The following is an 18,223-nucleotide window of genomic DNA, read 5'->3' as shown; positions in this document are numbered from 1 at the left end:
CCAGGGAAAGAACAGGGCCCACGCACAGAGAGCCGACTTCGATGTCATCCGAACTCCACCAGCGCCTAGCTGCCGCCCAGGCCCGCACCCAGCACGGCAACGCCGAGATCGCCGCCGCCGCAGACGACAGGGCGCACGCCATCGCCGACGAGGTCGCGCGCCGCGGCCGCGGCGGCGCGCGCCAAGTCGCCGAAGAACTCAACATGTCCGAAGCGGCCGTCTCCCAAGCCGTCGCTCGCGCCCGCCGCGCGAAGACCAGCCCGACCCGCACACTTCCACCCGAGACCCTGGAACGGCTACTGACCGCCGAACTGACCACCCTGGAGCCACTGTCCGCCCTCCAGTGGCAAGCCCTGACTTTCATCGTCCGCGGCATCTTCATCGATATCTCCTGGATCGAACAGCCCGGCCAACTCCTGGCCAGCGAGGTCGAGGACGCCGAACTACCCGCCGAAACTGACCCACAGGGGCTCGCCGCAACCTGCCACACATGGACCAGGACGCAGGCGCTCGCGGTGATCGACGCCTGCCAGCGCGACGACATCGCCGATCTACCAGTCGTGGGGTAGACCGTCGCGCGCGTCCCGTCCCCGGGGTTGTGCTGTCGACTGCGCAGTACCCGAAGCTGCCCTCGCGGCAAGCCCCCTTCCCCACCCACGCTCACCGACAACACGACAAGGAGTTCCGTCCGTGCCGCCCTTGACCACCTGGCCACATCAGCGGGACGCCATCGCGGCTGTCACCAGCCAGCTCACCCGCCAGCCGCGGGCCACTCTGATCGCCGCCACCGGAACCGGCAAAACCCATATCGCTGCCCGCATCGCGCACAACCTCGCGCGCAACGGCCGCGCCCTGGCCCTGGTACCGACACTGAACTTACTCGGGCAAACAGCCCGCGCGTGGCAGGACTCCGGACGCCAAGGCCGTGTCATCGGCGTGTGCTCCACCGACGAGGTCACCCACCACGTGGGGAATACGCAGGTGACCACAGCACCGGCCGAACTGGCCGCCCTGGCCATCGGCAACGGCCCGCTAAGCGTCTTCGCCACCTATGCTTCCCTGCCCGTCCTCGTCGCCGCGCACCACGAACACGGCCTGCCGGCATGGGACCTGGCGGTCGTCGACGAAGCGCACCGCACCGCCGGACATCGCGGCAAGCCGTGGGCAGCGATCCACCACGACGCGCAGGTTCCGGCCCGACGCCGCCTCTACCAGACCGCGACGCCGCGGGTGTGGTCCGTCAGCGACACTGACACGCCGCTCGCGGCGATGGACGACACGACCCTGTTCGGTGAGGTCGCCTACCGGCTCGGGCTGGCGGAGGCCATCAAACGCGGTCTCCTGGCCGACTACCAGGTGCTGGTGCCCGCTGTCAGCGACGCAGACATCCACCAAGCCCTCGCCGCGGCACCGACGCGCAGAGATTTCTCCGCCGAGGCACTGCGCAATGCGGCGCTGCAGATCGCTGTCCTGCAAGCTGTCCGCGAAGCCGGGCTGAACCGGGTACTGACGTACCACCAGCGCGTGTCATCCGCCCGGGTGTTCGCCGAGGAGTTGGAGAGGACAGCCCACGCCGCCGGCCTACTGCCGGCCGACGGGCCGCTGTGGGCGCGGTGGACCAGCGGCAAGCACTCAGCACAAGCGCGCACCCGCATGCTCCGGGAATTCTCCGACCACCGCGGCACCGCAGTGATCTCCAACGCAAGGGTCTTCGCAGAAGGCGTGGACATCCCTCAAGCCAAGGCAGTGGTGTTCGCCGACGCCCGGCAATCCGAAATCGACACTGTGCAGGCCATCGGACGGGCCCTGCGCCAGCAGCCGGGCGAGGGGAAGAAGGCCACCATCGTGGTGCCCGTCTACCTCGGCCCCCAGCAGCAGGACTCCGAAACCCTCTTGGAGTCCTCCGCGTACGCGCCCTTGTGGTGGACACTACGAGCGCTGCGCTCCCACGACGACCGGTTCATCGACCGCGTCGCAATGCTGCCACGCGGCAGCGAACGGAACAGGGCCCAGGGTGCCCCCGACACTCCCCCAGTGGACTGGATCCGCGCGCTCGGCTTTCACCCTCAGCCCGTCGAGCGCCTCGCTCTGGCCATCAGCCTGCACGTCGTCTCCCCCAAAAGCACCGAGTGGCGCCGCGGCTACGCCGCAGCACGCCGCTACCACGCCGAACACGGTCACCTAGACGCCGCCCAGGACTACGTCGACGAGCAAGAGTTCGCCCTCGGCAAGTGGCTGTCCTGGCAGCGCCACGTCAAACAGGCCAGGTCCCTGCCTGAGCAACGGCAGGCCGCACTCGACGAACTCGGCATGGTGTGGAGGCCACGGCACGAGCAATGGCAGCGCGGCTACGCCCACGCCCGGGCCCACGCCCGGGCCCACGGCCACCTCGCCATGGCCGCCGACTACGAATCCGATGGCTTCAAACTCGGCGCATGGCTGCGCAACCAGCGCAGCCGCCCCGACGCGGTCACCCCCGAGCACCGGGCCCAGCTGGACGCGCTCGACCCCGACTGGGACGCCCCATGGCCCCTGGCCTGGCGCCGCAACTACGCCGACGCCCGCGCCTTCCACAAGGAACACGGACATCTCCGGGTACCGCGCACCCACAAGACCGCGGACGGGCGCTACCTGGGCGAGTGGCTCCATGTACAGCGCCGCCTGCGGCACGAGCTGACACCCGAACAGGTCCAGCGCCTGGACGCCGTCGGGATGGAGTGGACTCAACCCTCCCCGCACGAAGCCGCTTGGAGAGCCGGACTCACCGCTGCACGGGCCTACCTGGCCGAGTTCGGCAATCTCCAAGTCCCGCAGAAGTACGTCGCCCGTGACGGCTTCCGGCTCGGCACGTGGATTAACAACCAGCGCCGACGACGCGACAAACTTCACCCCGACCGGGTGAAGCTGCTCAACGCCCTCGGCATGATCTGGTGACCGATCTGCGGTAGGCCCGCCCCGTAGGTGAAGGGACCAGAGGGCGCCTTGCTTGCTGATGTTGCGTCACCACAAGGCAGTGGCGGCGTTGTGCCAGGCGTGGACTGGACGCAACTGCTCAAGGAGCTCGCCGACGCGGTGACGGTGCGCAATGATCAGGTGACCGCCCTGCGCATTACCAGTACGCATGTGGCCGAGCTGACCGCACAGGCCATTGTCGCTGGCGCCCCCAGTGCGCCCCTCACTCGCATCCTGGCGAAACTGGAGCCGGTCGTCGCACCAGATCGGCCGCACACGGGAGTGGCCCCCGCCGTCCCCTCGCCGCGCTCGGGCCCCATGCCCCTGCCGTCCGATCCGCCGCTGACACCAGAGGACTACCCCACGATCGTTCGCCAGCTCCTCGATGTCTTCGCGGCACACAACAACCCCCAATGGCTGACCATCACGCAAATCGCCCATCACCTGGAGGACGCCGACCCAGCCGCCTGGGGCCGATGGCAAGGACGTCGTGACCGGTTGGTCATGATCGGCCGCGCCATCGGGGCTGAACTGCGACGAGCCAACATGAAAGTCCCTCACGGACGCCTCGATAGTGCGATCGACCCGAAGCGGCCGACCATCTACAAACTCGCCGACATCGAGCGCACTCTGCAGAAGGGCGGCTGGCGAACACCCGAAGAGGAGACGAGCGTGGAGTGACACGACACGTACATCCGGTCGCTCGCCGACTGGCCGGCAACTGCGCACCACGCGCAGGGCCCCGTTTTGGGAGAGCGCCGAACCCGCCGACGACGGCCTGGAGCGGAACCATGCGGGCCCGTGGCCGGGGGTAAGGCCATAACGACCAAGGCTCCGTCGGGGCCCGCGGTTGCGCGCAATCGGCGCCGTCGGCAGCCAGCGCCGTTCCTCGCTGTTTGTGGTCGACGCGAGTAGTCGGGGCGGGTGAACGGGCCGCGTGGTTCGGCCTCCCGCCTTCGGGACGCCGAGAAGCTGGTATGGCGATGGCATCCAAGTGCGGGAGAGCCGGTTGTGAACGAGCGAGCCGAACGGCTACAGCAGGCCCTGGCCGTGCTTGGCGTTGACTTCTTCGAAGACCCCGATCGGCCGCCTGCCGTGAACGCGCTGGAAATGGCCAACGCTCTGGTCGGCGCGGCTGAGGCCAACGTGATCGGCGCGGAGATCGACCTCATGGACGACGAGGTCGCCACGCAAGCGGAGGCAGTGGCCGACCAGGTGCTGAAAGAGGTTCTTCCCGAGCAGATTTCGCCGCTGCTGGTCCAACAGGTCAGGGCCGAGCGACTGGAGCACTCGCTGACGCGCGCGGTCGGCGTGGAGACGGATCCGGACGACCCGGTGCTCGCTGCTGCGCGCGATGCGGCCGTGCTTGCCACGGTGCTTGTCAGCTACCGGATTTCAGCGGAGCGGCTCGAGGAAGAGCTGCCGGAGGGCTTTCTGGAGCTCGCCGTGACGGCGTTGAGGTCCTGTGCGCAGCGCCTGCAGGGGCTGATGGGATAGGTCAGCCGAGCTCAAGGTACGAGCCCGCGCTTGTCAGCTACCGGCATTCCGACCCTGCGAGGCGTCGCCGGAGCAATTCCTCACTGCGAGCAGCCTCCACGCAAATGACGGTGTGTAGGGTTTCGGTGACCGTCAATGACGAAAGCCTCCACAAGCTCCGCCCGCCCCTGGTAGCGTCAAGACCTCTGGCCCCCTGGTTCCCCCGTCCAGGGGGCCGCCCTATGCCGACATCAGTAGCGGGACGACAGCTCCCGGAACCTGTAGCCGCCGCTGTGTGTATGCCGAGCCCGGCCGCCTGGGTTACACCCGTGCCGACGGACCCCACACCGTCTCCGTCGTTGGCGGTGACCGGCCTCGCGGAGGAGCAAGTTGGTCACGACAGCCGTGTGCCGAGGTCCGTCAGGGCGGGAACCTCAGATCGCCCCTCGGTTCCTCGGCCAGAGACGGCTGCATAGGGTATGCAGGTGTGACTGATGTGCCTGAGCCGGGACAGAGCAGCGACGACCTCACCCGCCTGATTCCGACGGTGATCGCGAACGAAGGAGCCGACCCTGAAATCGTGGCGATCGGCGAGCGGTACTGGGCGCTGGCAGGTTTCGCCCCGGGCTACGACACCCCCCTGTGGTGCGAGAAGACCAACGCCATCGACACCGCCGGCTGGGGCAACCCCATCCACGCGGTAGCCGCAGCCGGCGTCCGCGCCGTCGTTCCCGACCACCACTGCTCCCAGTGCGACGGCCCCCTCAGCCTCACGTCCCGCACCGCGTTCCAGCAACTGTGCAACGGCGAAATACCGGACTGCGTGGACTGCAACGAGTCAGTGCTCCTGACCGCGCGCGCGGTCAGCGACCCCAAACGCAAGGCCAAGCGGGAAGCCCAGCGGGAGGCCGCCGAAGCCAAGGCCGCCGCCCAGCAGGCCCGCGAAGCCGTCCGTACCGCCTGGACACAGACACAGCGCAGCATCCTCACGGAGGAGTACGCGCTCACGCACGACTCCGTGGTGCCGCAAGTACCCGTCAAGGAGATGACCGCGGCGCTGGCCCTCCTGCGTTACGCGCCCTCCACCGCACCGATCAGCGATGTCGGAGCCTGGCTGAACCCACTACATCCGAAGGCCAACGAAACCGCTTCGATGCTCGGCGCGCTCGTCCGCTGCGGCCTGCTGAAAATCCACTCCTCCAGTCCCGCCACGGCGTTCGTCTGGGAACCCGCCTCCTTCGACGAGGCCCTGCGCGCCGCCGACGGCGACCCGGACAGCATCGAAGCACCGGAACTGACCGACCAGTTCTACCCCAGCGCGGCCCGCTTCTACGCCCCCTTCGGCACCAGCCCCGGCACAGGTGCCGAGCAGCTCGACGAGCACCTCGTCGCCACCCTGAATCCCGCGGGCATGACTGCCGGCCAACAAGACGACCTTCTAGCGCTGGCGGAAGAACTTCTGGCCGAGGAAGCTGTGCGGTACTTCCTGAACCGCTTGGAGGTCGTGAACCTGCCCGCGGTCACCGACACGCACCTGGCGCGCCTGCGGGATGCCGCATACAAGGTGGCCCGCAACCGACCGCTCGGAGAGATCTACAACCTCGTGTGGCGTGCCACCCGTGCGGCGGCCGAGGCCGCCCAGAAGACGCCCCGCGCCCCGCGGGTCCATATGAGCACCCACGCGGTCAACCAGTTCGAGGCCCACGCCCAGCGCGCGGCCGCCGAGCCGGACTGGGACATCAAGCCGTTCGAGGAGATCGCGAACCTTGGGCCGGCCGCGATGACCCGGGCCCTGTTCTACAACGTGCTCGACCTGCACCCCATCCAGACCAGCGTGCCGGACATCCAGGAGGCACTGCCCCCAGCGGCCGCTGGGCGGCAAACCGGCGGTGGCGCCGTGGACGGGCCAGCCGATGAACTGAGCATGCTGATCAGATGGGCCAAGAAGTGCCCGCACTCCTGGGAGCCGGCCGACGTCACCCACGCCCTCGACGCACTCTGTGTATCCGCTCCGGGACTTGAAGCAGAGGTCGAGCAGCGAGTCGTTCACCGCGCCGCCCGACGGCTGCGGCACTTCTACGAGCGTCTGGCGCCCGTCGTAGGTGACCGCGAGGCAGCTCTCGCCGTGCTGGCTGCCACCGACCTGCTCTTTCACCCCGTCTACTTCGATGGCGAAAACAGCAGTTCGGGCCAGTACCTCCTCAGCAGGTTCACCACGTCCCTACTGGGCCTTGAGGAAGAAGCGGACGACGGCGAGTAGGCCCGGGGCTGTCATGGCGACGCCCGGGCCCGTGGCGGTCAGTGCGAACCTGCTCGGCATCGGCACCCTGCTCCTGCCGGCGGTCACGGCCTACAGCATCCGTCGGGCTGACCCGCACCTGACCGCCGCGTACCACCCGTAGCCGCCCGCCGGATCGTCGCCTGCGGCGCCGTTGGCAGGGCGGTGGCGTCGCAGCTTCCGCGCCCCGAGCATCGCATCGCCCGTCGATCGCGGAGGAGGTAGTGCGGCAGAAGAAGGCGTTGCATACGGGAGTCGCTCATCAGGTGATTAGGGGCCCCTCTTGCCTTGCATACCCCCAGTGTGCACACTGGGGGTATGCAGGCTATTCCGGGGGTCGTGAACCCGCTGGGTGTCGACGTGTTCGACACTTCCGGCTACGCGCCACTTCATGAGGTGCGTAGCGAGGAGCACCGTGACGCGCTCGCTGCGGACATGCGACAACGAGGTTGGCAGGGCCCGCCGGTGGTGGTTCTGCCCGACTACACCGTTTCACTGACCGGCGTTCACAGGCGTTCCGCTGCCGAGCAGGCGGACTTGGAGGAGGTTCCCGGAGTTTCTCTGGAGGATCTCTTTGAAGCCTGCGAGTTGGACATGTGGGAGCTGGTGAACAGCGACGAGGAGTACATCATGGCCGCCTCGTTCAACAACTTCGTCCGCCTGATCAACGATCACCTGCCCGAAGAAGTCATCGAGGCCTATGGCCTCGACATGCACTGACCAGCCTTCACTGAGGAGATGTTGATGAGCGCTGATCCCACCACCATCGGCTACGAACCTGAGCCGACGGACGTCGCCGCAGAGGTGGCGGCGATCCTGGAAGAGGTCACGGACCCCACCGAACTGTACGCACGTGCCACCGCCGCGCAGGTGCACCACCAGGCCGTTGTCGAAGCCCTTGCCCTCGTCCGGAGCCGGTGCCTGGCCGAGCTCAACACCCCCGACGCCGACGGAGCAAAGTCCAGCTTCGACCAGATCGCCACCGCCACCGGTCTGACCCGCGGCGGCGCACAGAAACTCGTCCAGCGCGGCCGGCCGCTGCTGGACTACCAGTTCCCCACACCGCTGACTCCAGATGACGTCCAACGCTTCCTCGAGTACGGGCTCGCACTGCGTGACGCGAGGACGGCGCAGTAACGCCAGCCTTCCTCAGACCGGTGCAGCCAGCGAAACGAGCAACCGGAGCAGTGCGCCAGCGGGCCGGCCACGTCAATGCCGGCGCCGGGCGCAAGCGCTCCGACGATGGGAGGGAACCGGGTGAAGGAGCATCGCCTCTACCAGAGGGAAGCCGTCGCGGCGGTGGCAGGCGGCCTCGCGGCCGGTGGTACGGGTCAGCTGCACGCGGCATGCGGGACCGGCAAGACGTTCATGTGTGAGCAGGCAGCGGCAGCTCTGCTGTCTCGCGGCGGGGTGGTAGCGATCTGTGTGCCCTCGCTGCTGCTGGTGGCTCAGACTCTCGACCACTGGCGCACTGCGCACGGTGAGCAGTTGGATGCCCTGGCGGTGTGTTCCGACGACACCGTTGCCGATGAGGTCGTGGACCTCGCCGCCGTCGCACGGGTGGTGAAGACGACCACGCAGCCGGAGGAGATCGCGACCTGGCTCGGCCAGTGCCGGGCCGAGGAACTGCGGTTGATCGTCTCCACCTACCTCTCGGCCCCGCGGCTTGCCGAAGCGGTCCGCACAGTCGGCCATCCTCTGGACTTTCTGATCCTCGATGAGGCACACCACCTCTCGGGGACTCCTCGCGAGGAGACCCGCCAACTCGTCGAGGACCGCGCGTTCCTGCCCAGCATCCGCCGTCTCTACACGACGGCCACCCCACGCTCGGGCGGCGGCAGAGCGGGGGCCCTGTCGATGGACGACACCGCGGTGTTCGGGCCGGTTCTGTACTCCTACCCCTTCGCCCAGGCCATCGCCGAGGGGTACCTGGAGGACTACCGGCTCATGGTGATCGGCGTCCGTGACTCCGAGTGCCGCACACTGCTGACGGACCGCCAAGCCGAGTATGTGCCCGGGCTCGGCCTGCCGTCCTTGCAGACGCTCGCCGCGCAGGTTGCCCTCGGCCGCGCCTTCGAGCACCACCACATGCGCCGAGTTCTGACCTTCCACCCGCGCATCGAAGCCTCCCGGGACTTCGCCCACACCCTGCCCGCAACGTTACGCCGCCACGCCCACCACGTCCCCTGCCCCTACACCGGGCACGTGGACGGCACGATGGACCATGCCCAGCGAGAACGGGTCCTCGACGGGCTGCGCACCCTGGACGGCAGTCCCTGGGCCGTGGTCTCCAACTCGCGCTGCCTGGGCGAAGGCGTCGACGTGCCGGCCGTGGACGGAGTGTTGTTCGCGCACCCCAAACGATCCGCGGTAGACGTAGTCCAAGCCGTTGGCCGTGCGCTGCGCAAACACCCCGATACCCCCGGCCACTCCACCGTCATCGTCCCGATCGTCCTGCCGGAGGAGGACGAGGAGATCGGCGACCTTGACGCCGGTGACTACGAGGTCTTGTGGCAGGTCGTACGGGCCCTGCGCGCCCACGACGAGGCCCTCGGCCTCGCACTGGACCACACACCAGCCGGCTACCAAGGCCAGCCCGCAGACCTGCCGGAGAAGATCACGGTCATCCTGCCCGACGGCACCACCGAGAAGGTGCTGGAGCAGATCAAGGTCATGATGGTGCGGCAGAGCCGCAACCCCTGGTGGGAGGGGTACGCCCACGCCCGGGCCTTCCACGCCGCCCACGGGCATCTGAAGATCCCGATGAACTACGTCAACGAGCACGGCTACCGGTTGTGGCGCTGGTACCAGGACTGCCTCAAACACCGTCGCCGCGGCTGGATGGGCTCCGACCGCATCGCCGCCCTCGACGACCTGCAAATCATCTGGGACCCGCACGCCGCCTCCTGGGCACACCACCTCGAACAGGCCCGCCACTTCCACGCCTGCCACGGACACCTGCTTATCCCCCAAGACCACCAGACCAACGACGGCATCAAGCTGGGACGGTGGCTCAACCGGCAGCGCACCGCCTACAAACGAAACACCCTCCACCCCGACCGCCAGGCCGCTCTCGAAGAGCTCGGCATCGTCTGGGACACCCGGGCCGACAACTGGCAGCGCACCCTCGCCGCCGCGCGTGCCTACCGCGACCACCACGGCCACCTTGACGTCCCCTACGAATACGTCGCCGACAATGGCGTTGCTCTGGGCAAAGCCCTCTCGAACGCCCGCACCCAGCTCCACCGCGGCACCCTGACCGCCGACCGCGTCGAGACGCTCACCAGCCTCGGCATGCTCTGGCAGCCCCAACGCAGCCGAGCCCGGGACGCCTTCGACGCCTTCCACGCGGCCTGCCGCCGTCACCTTGACACCGGCGGACAGGAGTTGCTGGCCCTGCCGAATGACTACCGCATGCCCGACGGCTACCCGCTCGGTGCACGCATCGCCTACTACCGCAACCGCAAGACCGCCCTGCCCCCAGACCAAGAACAACAGTTCCATGCCCTGGGCCTGGCGGCCCTGAAGCCTGATGCCGCATGGGAACGCAACCTTGCGGCCCTCACCGCCTTCGCGCAGCGCGAGGGCCACCTGAAAGTGCCCAACGGCCACCACGAAAACGGAGTGAACCTGGCCTCGTTGCTGTCCAGGCTCCGTACCGCCCGCACCCGCGGCACCCTGCCCACCGACCGCGCGCAGACGCTGGAGGACCTCGGCATCGACTGGAATCCGTCCACCACCATCTGGGCCGACTTCCTTGCCGCCTGCCGCACCTACATCGCCGGCAACGGCCCCATGCCGACCACGTTGCCCAACGGCTTCACCACCCCTGACGGATACGCCCTGGCACAGCGTCTGGACTACTACCGGCAGCGAGCAGGCAGCGGCCAGCTCACCCCCGAACAGGTCCAGCAAATGCTCGACCTGGGGATCCGCCCCAGCATCCCTCGACGCCGCACCCCCGCCAGCAACAGCCGTTCCACAGCGCGCCAGTGACCCGCGCACAGCCGCGGCCGTGCTCTCACTCAGCGCTATCGCGTGCAGCACCACGGTGCACACTAAAGACACCATCTACGCGGCCCGGCGCCCGCAGGGGTATGCACGGCGATATCCGCAGACGTGCAAGACGTTCACTCGCATCAGCGCCGCCCGTCGGAGGGCTCAGCCCTCATACAAAGGCAAAGGCCGAGCCCACTTGCTCCTTCTCGTGAGCGCGAGAAGGTGGGCCCGGCCACGTCCCTGTCAGCACATTGATGCGAGACGAGGTCCCATCGTACCTAGGTGTGGTGTCGTAGGAGGTTGGTTGCACGAAGTCCTCGAAGGTGAGCTGCTGGGGGAGGGCGTTGAACGGTTCCGGCGGCTGGTCGAGGCTGACGAGGTAGTCACTGTCGGCGGTCCGGCTGATCGGCCGCTTCCCGCCAAGGCGGCGTATGGCCGCTCGTGGTTGTAGTAGTTGAGGAAGTCGGCGAGTGCGGCGGCGTACGTGCTCGGAGGTGTAGTCGCGGACGTGGGCCGGCCGCTTCAGCGACACCTCCAGCGACTGGAGTGACCAGCATGACAACAGGCAGTGAGCGGTTCCGCATGTGTCACCGATCCGGCAGCGCCCTCTATCCCATCGGCTCCACGCTCCAGCAGATGCTCGGACGTGGCCGGCGACCAGGCCGCTCGCGGAACTGCTGGCAGCGTTGGCCCCGTTCGTCGCCGCCCTCGCCCCTGGGCTTTCCCCGGCGCTCTACAAGGCGCTGTACCGCCTGCATGTCGCGCACTCGCGTGGCCACGAGCAGGAGGAGCCCCTTGCCAGGCTCGCCTCCATGAACCCCGAGCGGGTAAAGAACCCGGACACGGACGGCGGCCGTCGGCTCCGGACCGCCCTCCGCGGCATCCGCCCAGGGGAGCAGGCAGCGGCCAGCTCACCCCCGAACAAGTCCAGCAAATGCTCGACCTGGGGATCCACCCCAGCATCCCTCGACGCCGCACCCCCGCCAGCAACAGCCGTTCCACAGCGCGCCAGTGACCCGCGCACAGCCGCGGCCGTGCTCTCACTCAGCGCTATCGCGTGCAGCACCACGGCGTACACCCTGGCCACACTGGTCCAGTGACACGGACACGACCACACCCGAAGCTGCCCACCCTTACGCAGTTCTTGCTCGCACCGCGCATGATGCGCCGCATCGCCCTCTTCCAAATCGATAACGGCCTGGACTTCCAGGAAGCCCGCCACTGGGAGCTCGCCCAGTTCCTCTACCGCTGGCACCTTGAGCGCCTGTACGGGGCCGACTGGAAGCGCGCAGCGCCGTCGGCCGAGGTCGCCCTCGCCACCAGGACGTCGTTTCATCCTCGCAATGTGCCTGAAGGCCCCGCCCGCGACATCGTCCGCAGTGTGCTCTCGATGGGAGGCTACGAAATGCCGCCGCCATACCGTCCTGACCGCCAGGACTGACTGCTCAAGCGGGCGCGCCAGCGCTTCCGCCGAACCCCGCTGCGGAAGCGAGCCCACAGCATTCCAGGCCGGGGTCGAATGGGTCCTGCTGCGCATCGAGAACACCGCAGCCGGTCTGGCCGAAGGGCGACCACATCCGAATTTCAGGCCCTAGGCTGATCTCCTACCCAGTCCCTTGGTCGCCTGGAGGAGCGCGTGCACGACACCGGCACCAAACCCCTCGAATCCCGGGAGACCTTCGACGACTGGTCCCTGCTGGTCGTCTGTCCACGTGTCACGGTAGCGCCACGATGACGCCGCCGCGCACACCTTCCGTCCAGCACGGCACACTCACTTTGGGGCGCCAACTCGGTCACGGCGGCCAGGGCGCGGTGTACGAGGTGCCCAACAAGAAGATCAACGCGGCCGACGGCGGCGGCTGGGACGTGGTCTACAAGGAGTACAGCGCCGCCGTCCTGCCGGACCTCGACGCCGCCGCGCTCGCGTCACACGTCGGCCTGCTCGGCGAGCTGAGCGCCGACGAGGGCCGGTGGCTGTGCGACAAGACCGCCTGGCCCGCGGCCGTGGTCGAACGGGGCGGCCACGCCTGCGGGTTCCTCATGCGCGCCGTACCCGACCGCTTCCGCTTCACCTTGTGGAGCCTGACCGAGAGGACCGCCGGCACACAGCGCCTCGCGAACCTGGAGTACCTGCTCAACGACGACTCCTACGTCGCCGGCATCGGCCTGGCCATCAGCGAACGCGACCGGCTCCTGATCCTGGCCGACCTAGCGGCCACGCTCGCCCGGCTCCACCGTATCGGCATCACGGTCGGCGACCTCTCCCCGAAGAACCTGCTGTTCACCATCGACCCGAAGCCCGAGTGCTTCCTCATCGACGGCGGCGCGATGCGCCTTCGGGGCACCAGCGTGCTTCCTCAGGCCGAGACGCCCGACTGGCAGATACCCACGGGCGAGGAGAAGGCGACCCGTGCCAGCGACGTCTACAAGCTAGCCCTGCTCGCCGTCCGGCTCGTTGCCCGCGATCAGATCGCCACCGACCCCGCTGCCCTGGCCGTTCTCAGTCCAGCACTCGGCGACCTGGCCCGCACCAGCCTCAACCCCGACCCGACCCGCAGGCCAACACCGTCCGCCTGGGCCGAACAACTCACCACGACCGCCGCGGACGCGGTAGGCACCTCAGGTCTGGCGCCGGCTCACCGGGTACGGGCTTCGGGCGCCCCGGCGAAATCGGCCCCCTCAGCGACGCGCATGGGTTCGACCAACGCAGTCCCCGCAGCCAGTTGGGGGCTCATCTTGGTGGTCCTCGCGGTGGCACTGGCCTCAGTGCGGGCGCACGTCAGCGCGGCCGACGTCTCGGACTTCTTCGTGGCCCTGCTGCCCTGGACACTCTTCGCCCTCGGGCTCTGGGTCCTCGCTGTACACGTGCGCGCGGCCCTCGCGCGGCGGCACGCCCGCGAGCGGGTGCCCGTTTGGCGGTGGTGCGTCCGGTCGCTCGCGCCGCCCGCGCCGTGGACCGGCGAAGAGCGGGACCGGCGCCGCGCTGCCGCCGAAAGGGCCTTAGACGAGGCGCTGTTGATGGTCGACCTGCGGGTGGCGGCCGAGTCGCCGAGCAAGGGTGGGGGCAGGGGGGCGACTGATGTCTGACCAGGAGACGCCGCCCACAGGGACGCCCGCCTGGATGGTGCCGTCCTTCCCTGCAGCTGACGAGGCGCGGAAGTGGCAGAAGATCGACCCGGACCACCTCGCGTGGCGGCGGGACCTCGTCGAGCGCCAACTGCGCCGGGAGCGTTTCGACCAGTGGGTGGGGTATGGGTTCCGGCTGCTTGCGCACGTGATCGTGGTGGGGTTCGGCGTGGCCTTCGTCTGGCTGGGGTTCTACGCTGTGGACCACAAGGCGTCGATGCAGGTCGTGCCCATGATCGGCGGCGGGATCGCCGGGCTTGCGGGCGCCGTGCTCGCGGTGCGGAACCGGAAGGAGTGACGGCATGGCCAGCAGCGTCGCCAGGCGCTGCGAGTCACCGTGCGGCTTGAGCAGCGATGCCTTGCCGTCAATCCCGTACCGCGACAACTCCGCCAGCCGTCGCGGCGGTATCGCGGACACGTCCACCTCCGCCATCCCGAAGAGGGCGATCTCCTCCGCCCTCTCCAGCGCCCACTTCATCTGGGGCCCGGAGATCCGCACCGGACCCCGGCGCAGCCTGTCCAACTCCGACACCCGGGCACCGGGGCACCGTCAGCAGGGAGTCGAGCACCGCCCGCTGACCGGTACTCAGCAGACCGTAGAGGGTGTCCCACAGCCGCTGGTTCGCCGCCTCCCGCACGGCGTCCAGCCGGGCCAGCGTCGTCACCCCGGGCAGCAGCACCCGCCGCTCCACCGCACCGCCCCGGCTGCCTCGTAGTCCAGCGCCGGGCAGGCCGACTGTGTCCTTTTGCAGCCGGGCGCTACCCGGCAGAATGGCTCTCCGCACAGACGATCAAGGGGGAAATCATGGAGCTAGAGCCCACCGAACTGTCCGAGGCGATCAGAGCGGTACGCGGGGGACTGGCGGCCGCGCAGCGTGACGGGGACGGATCCCCAGTCCGGTTCACGGTCAAGGAGATCGTGCTGGATCTGGGCATCGAGCTTCGGCACACCGCGTCGGTCGGCGGCGGGGTGAAGGCGTTCGTGGTCGCCGCTGACGCGAAGGGCGAGCGGGCGAAGACGGCCACGCACCGCATGACGGTCACCCTGGCTGTGGCGCCGGATGACGAGGGCAGCGATCTGCTGATCGGTGACTTGGGTGGGGGCCGCGGCGGGCCGGTGGACGGCCTGCGGTAAAGGGGGCGCGCGATGGCGGGGGGAGCGGTTCTGCGGGCCGTCGAAGTCAGCAACCAGCACAAGGGCTCGTACGGAACCGGCGTCCTGATCGCGCCCGGCCTAGTGCTCACCGCCCATCACGTGGCCCTGCCGGGGCGAGACAGCGTCGTCGCTGTCCGGGACACGTCGAGCGTCGGCTTCACCGAGGCGGCGGTGGTGTGGGAGAACGCCGAACTGGACGCGGTGCTGCTGCAGGCCGACCGCACCTGCGTCGGAGCCGGCATGGGCGTCGTGCGCTGGGGCGAACTGGTCTGTGACTACCCGGGCCGCCGACCCGTGTGCTCGATGACGGGCTTCCCCAACGCGATGCGCCGCCGGGTCTCCGCGCGTTCCGAGCAGTGCCTCGACGACCTGAAGACGGCGGAGGGGACCATCGCCCCGCACACCGGATCCCGCTCGAAGCTGTACGCACTCGAAGTCGACGGCGCCGTGCCGACCGACGTGAAGAACTGGCAGGGGCTGTCCGGGGCTGGGGTCTTCTGCAACGGCGTACTGATCGGACTCGCCCGCCTGGTCGACCGCCGGTGGGACCGCATCCTCATGGCGCTGCCGCTCTCACACCTGCTGGCCGCCGACGGCTTCACCCACACCGTCGCTGCACACACCGCCATGCCCCCGCGCCTCCAGCCCGCCGACCTACGGCCGCTGATGGACAACGCACCCGACCCGACGCTGTCCTCCACCTACCTGCTCGATCCGCGCTCCCAGGTCACCGACCTCACCGGTGTGAGCGAACTCGTCCAACGCATCGAGCAGTGGTGCAAGGTCACCGACCGCATCGACGTCGCCGCCGTGACCGGCCTGGGCGGAACCGGCAAATCCCGCCTCGTCACCGAGGTCCTGCACCGCCTCACCACAGATCCTGGCAACCAGCGGCCGTGGAGCGGGGGCTTCCTCGCCGACCACCCCAGCCACACCGACTACCAGGTCCTTGCCGCCGCCAGCTACCCGCTGCTCCTGGCGGTCGACCTCGCGGAAACTCGCCGATCCCAGATCCGCAGCCTCATGGCGGCCCTGGCCGACTCACACGACGGCGCCGCAGTCCGTGTCCTGCTCCTGGCCCGCGGCCACGACACCTGGTGGCCGAAGCTGCGCCGCCAGCTGCGAACCCTCCACGTCGGCCCGGTCAGCGAAGTCTTCGCCCTCTCGTCCGACGACGCGCTGAACGGCCACAACCCGGAGGACATTTACGTAGAGGCGAAAGCGGCCTTCGCCCGCCGCATACGCCTGCTCCAGCAGGCCGGGCACGGCGACGACACCTGGCCGGACAGCGTCGTCGCCGACGCACCGCGTCTCTACGGCGCCGGCATCGAGCGCGCCGCGCGGCAGCCGGTGATCTACCACCACATTGCCGCCCTCGCCGATGTGCTCGCCCACGCCAACCCCGAGTTCGCCCTGAAGGATCACCCCATGGAGGTCCTGCTCGCCAACGAAGTGGAGTACGTACGGCGCATCGCCGAAGCCCGCCTGCCCGAAGGCACCGTCGACGACAAGCTGCTCCGCACCCTGGTCACCGCGCAGTTCCTCGCCGGTGCGCGGACCACGCAGGACGGCCGGGCCGCTGTCCGGGCCGGCTTCGACATCCACCACCGCGGCTACGGGATCACCGCCCCTCCCGACGCACGCCAACTGGCCGCGCTCGACGACGTCCTGACCGCCGCCTACCCGGCCACCGACGGAGCCCACTGGGGCGCTGTCGGCGAACCCCTGGCCGCCGCCTGGCTTGCCGAGGTCGAGACCGACAGCGGTGAGGAGTTCATCGAAACCTTCCTACAGCACGACTCCCTCGGCACCGAGCAGCGCCACCAGACCCTCAGCATCGTCGCCCGCACCGCCCAGGACCAGCCCGGCCTCGCCGCCGGCGCCCATCGGGCCGTCGCTGCCGACCCGGAACAGCTGCTGCCGCTCGCGGCCCAGACCGTCACCGCTGAACTCGGCACCGACCACGCCCGCCAGTGGCTCGCCGGCCTCGAACACGCCGTCGCCGACCGCGCCGCGGCCCCAGACGCCGACCCCGACACCTACCAGTGGGCCAGCAGCCTCATCAGCGAAGCCCAGGAACGGACCACCGCCGACCGATACGACCTGGAAGAGCTGATCGGCGCGCCCCTCACCCAGGAAACCGACGCTCCAAACCAGCCAGCCCCGGATGTCCCCTCCAACGACTCGCCCTTTGTCCTGGTGAAACCACAGGTGAACCGGCTCACCCGCCTTGTCGTCACCTTCCTCGGCGTCTGCCACCTGGTCCTGGTTGCGGCCGTCCCCTCTGCCGTCGCTCTCACCACACCCGCCTCTGGCAACGACGGATGGCTTCTGTGGCTCTTCGTCCCTATCAACATGGGCCTGCACCTGACCATCGCGAGCGCCTTCGGAACTCGCCATCTCGGCGCGCTCGCGTTCTCCTGGATCGCGCCGCTCTTCACCATCGGACTGACGACCTTGAACGGACTCGCACTCGACCGGCGCTGGCCTGCGGACTGGCCCCCGCCCTGGCTCCTGTGGCCGCCCCTCTTCGCCTTCGGCCTCACAGCTCTGACCTTCGCCTGGCGCTTCTGGTTCGGTCAGCTCCAGGACACCCGACGGTCAGCCACCTCCCAGGACCTGCCGGGGTAACGACTTTGTCGTCCAGCGCCGTACCGCCGTGGCAGAGTCAGCGAGCGAACGCCTCGGTCAGGCTGATGCGGTAGCCGTTCTCTTCCATCAGCACGACGATGACGCCGAACGGGTCGGGATGGTCCAGTTCGATCGGGGCGAAGGAGAAGTTCACCGCGGCCTGGATGGGCGGCACCAGTTCGCCGCCGGGCTGTGGCACGGGGCCGGCCTCCAGCCGGGGGCGACCGATGACCAGCCCTCGGGACTGCGGGACAGGAGCTGCTCGCCGTAGGGGATCACCACACAAAGGCAGCGTGACGCATGACACATGACGCGATGTCATGCAACGGGCCAGTCGTAACCGTGTACGCAGCGAGGGGGCCCACATACGGGCCCCGGGGACGTAACCCGCTGAGACCGTTCCGGCCACCGAACCGTAACAGTTCGACGGCCGAGGGACGTCGATCACACCCCAGGAGGAAAGTTGATCAGGAAATTAGGGACCGCCGCAGCACTGGCAGGTGCGCTAGTTGTTCTGTCCGGGGAGGTTGTGGACAGTGAGCCAGGTCTCGGCCGTGGGATCTTGAACGGGTGAGGGCCTTCCGGGTTCGGTGTGGATTGCGACA

Annotated in this window: 15 protein-coding genes and 1 pseudogene; 14 read left to right on the top strand and 2 right to left on the bottom strand. The window is 68.8% G+C overall.

The genetic code is table 11. The annotated features are described in order from the left end of the window. Positions 1 to 41: 41 nt before the first annotated feature. The 12 genes from ACIQE0_RS34320 to ACIQE0_RS34265 all read left to right on the top strand — a co-directional run bounded on the left by ACIQE0_RS34320 (position 42) and on the right by ACIQE0_RS34265 (position 14,129). On the top strand, positions 42 to 569 hold the full coding sequence (locus ACIQE0_RS34320) for a hypothetical protein (protein ID WP_402339249.1): 528 nt from the start codon (positions 42 to 44) through the stop codon (positions 567 to 569). Positions 570 to 690: 121 nt separating this feature from the next. Then, positions 691 to 2,934 (top strand): Helicase associated domain protein, encoded by a 2,244-nt coding sequence (locus ACIQE0_RS34315; RefSeq protein WP_402339248.1) that lies wholly within the window; start codon positions 691 to 693, stop codon positions 2,932 to 2,934. Positions 2,935 to 3,033: 99 nt separating this feature from the next. After that, complete coding sequence (locus tag ACIQE0_RS34310; protein WP_402339413.1) at positions 3,034 to 3,633, top strand: hypothetical protein; 600 nt, start codon at positions 3,034 to 3,036, stop codon at positions 3,631 to 3,633. A 330-nt stretch (positions 3,634 to 3,963) separates the two neighbouring features. After that, positions 3,964 to 4,449, top strand: a complete 486-nt coding sequence (locus tag ACIQE0_RS34305) for a hypothetical protein (protein WP_402339246.1) — start codon at positions 3,964 to 3,966, stop codon at positions 4,447 to 4,449. 466 nt (positions 4,450 to 4,915) lie between these two features. Next, positions 4,916 to 6,688 carry a hypothetical protein gene (locus tag ACIQE0_RS34300; protein WP_402339244.1) on the top strand — a complete coding sequence of 591 codons (1,773 nt, stop codon included), beginning with the start codon at positions 4,916 to 4,918 and terminating at the stop codon, positions 6,686 to 6,688. Positions 6,689 to 6,701: 13 nt separating this feature from the next. Next, complete coding sequence (locus ACIQE0_RS34295; RefSeq protein WP_402339242.1) at positions 6,702 to 6,830, top strand: hypothetical protein; 129 nt, start codon at positions 6,702 to 6,704, stop codon at positions 6,828 to 6,830. A 194-nt stretch (positions 6,831 to 7,024) separates the two neighbouring features. Further along, the gene (locus tag ACIQE0_RS34290) at positions 7,025 to 7,426 is read left to right on the top strand and encodes a hypothetical protein (RefSeq protein ID WP_402339240.1); all 402 of its coding nucleotides are present in this window, start codon (positions 7,025 to 7,027) and stop codon (positions 7,424 to 7,426) included. A 24-nt stretch (positions 7,427 to 7,450) separates the two neighbouring features. Next, on the top strand, positions 7,451 to 7,843 hold the full coding sequence (locus ACIQE0_RS34285; protein WP_402339238.1) for a hypothetical protein: 393 nt from the start codon (positions 7,451 to 7,453) through the stop codon (positions 7,841 to 7,843). Between the two features lie 120 nt (positions 7,844 to 7,963). Then, entirely contained in the window at positions 7,964 to 10,702 is a 2,739-nt protein-coding gene (locus ACIQE0_RS34280; protein ID WP_402339236.1) for a Helicase associated domain protein, read from the top strand. Positions 10,703 to 11,849: 1,147 nt separating this feature from the next. After that, entirely contained in the window at positions 11,850 to 12,146 is a 297-nt protein-coding gene (locus ACIQE0_RS34275) for a hypothetical protein (RefSeq protein WP_402339234.1), read from the top strand. Positions 12,147 to 12,436: 290 nt separating this feature from the next. Further along, positions 12,437 to 13,792: a hypothetical protein gene (locus ACIQE0_RS34270; protein ID WP_402339232.1), complete on the top strand. Its 1,356-nt coding sequence runs from the start codon at positions 12,437 to 12,439 to the stop codon at positions 13,790 to 13,792. Continuing rightward, a complete protein-coding gene (locus ACIQE0_RS34265) occupies positions 13,785 to 14,129 on the top strand; it encodes a hypothetical protein (protein ID WP_402339230.1) in 345 nt (114 codons plus the stop codon). Before ACIQE0_RS34270 ends, ACIQE0_RS34265 begins: the two co-directional genes overlap by 8 nt. A 6-nt stretch (positions 14,130 to 14,135) precedes the next feature. Here ACIQE0_RS34265 and ACIQE0_RS34260 read toward each other — a convergent pair. Further along, positions 14,136 to 14,526, bottom strand: a pseudogene (locus ACIQE0_RS34260) (Tn3 family transposase); the annotation flags it as partial. 110 nt (positions 14,527 to 14,636) lie between these two features. On the opposite strand from ACIQE0_RS34260, the gene ACIQE0_RS34255 reads away from it, so the two are divergent. Both ACIQE0_RS34255 and ACIQE0_RS34250 read left to right on the top strand, forming a co-directional pair. Then, a complete protein-coding gene (locus tag ACIQE0_RS34255) occupies positions 14,637 to 14,966 on the top strand; it encodes a trypco2 family protein (protein ID WP_402339228.1) in 330 nt (109 codons plus the stop codon). A 12-nt stretch (positions 14,967 to 14,978) separates the two neighbouring features. Further along, positions 14,979 to 17,618 (top strand): trypsin-like peptidase domain-containing protein, encoded by a 2,640-nt coding sequence (locus ACIQE0_RS34250; protein ID WP_402339227.1) that lies wholly within the window; start codon positions 14,979 to 14,981, stop codon positions 17,616 to 17,618. Between the two features lie 37 nt (positions 17,619 to 17,655). Here the strand turns inward: ACIQE0_RS34250 and ACIQE0_RS34245 are convergent, their stop codons facing one another. Beyond that, entirely contained in the window at positions 17,656 to 17,817 is a 162-nt protein-coding gene (locus ACIQE0_RS34245) for a hypothetical protein (RefSeq protein ID WP_402339225.1), read from the bottom strand. Positions 17,818 to 18,223 lie beyond the last annotated feature (406 nt).

This window comes from Streptomyces sp. NPDC093097 (genome assembly GCF_044754325.1).
Lineage (GTDB): Bacteria > Actinomycetota > Actinomycetes > Streptomycetales > Streptomycetaceae > Streptomyces.
The sequence above is the reverse complement of the archived record's forward strand: the minus strand, read 5'-3'. Positions and strand labels throughout refer to the sequence as shown.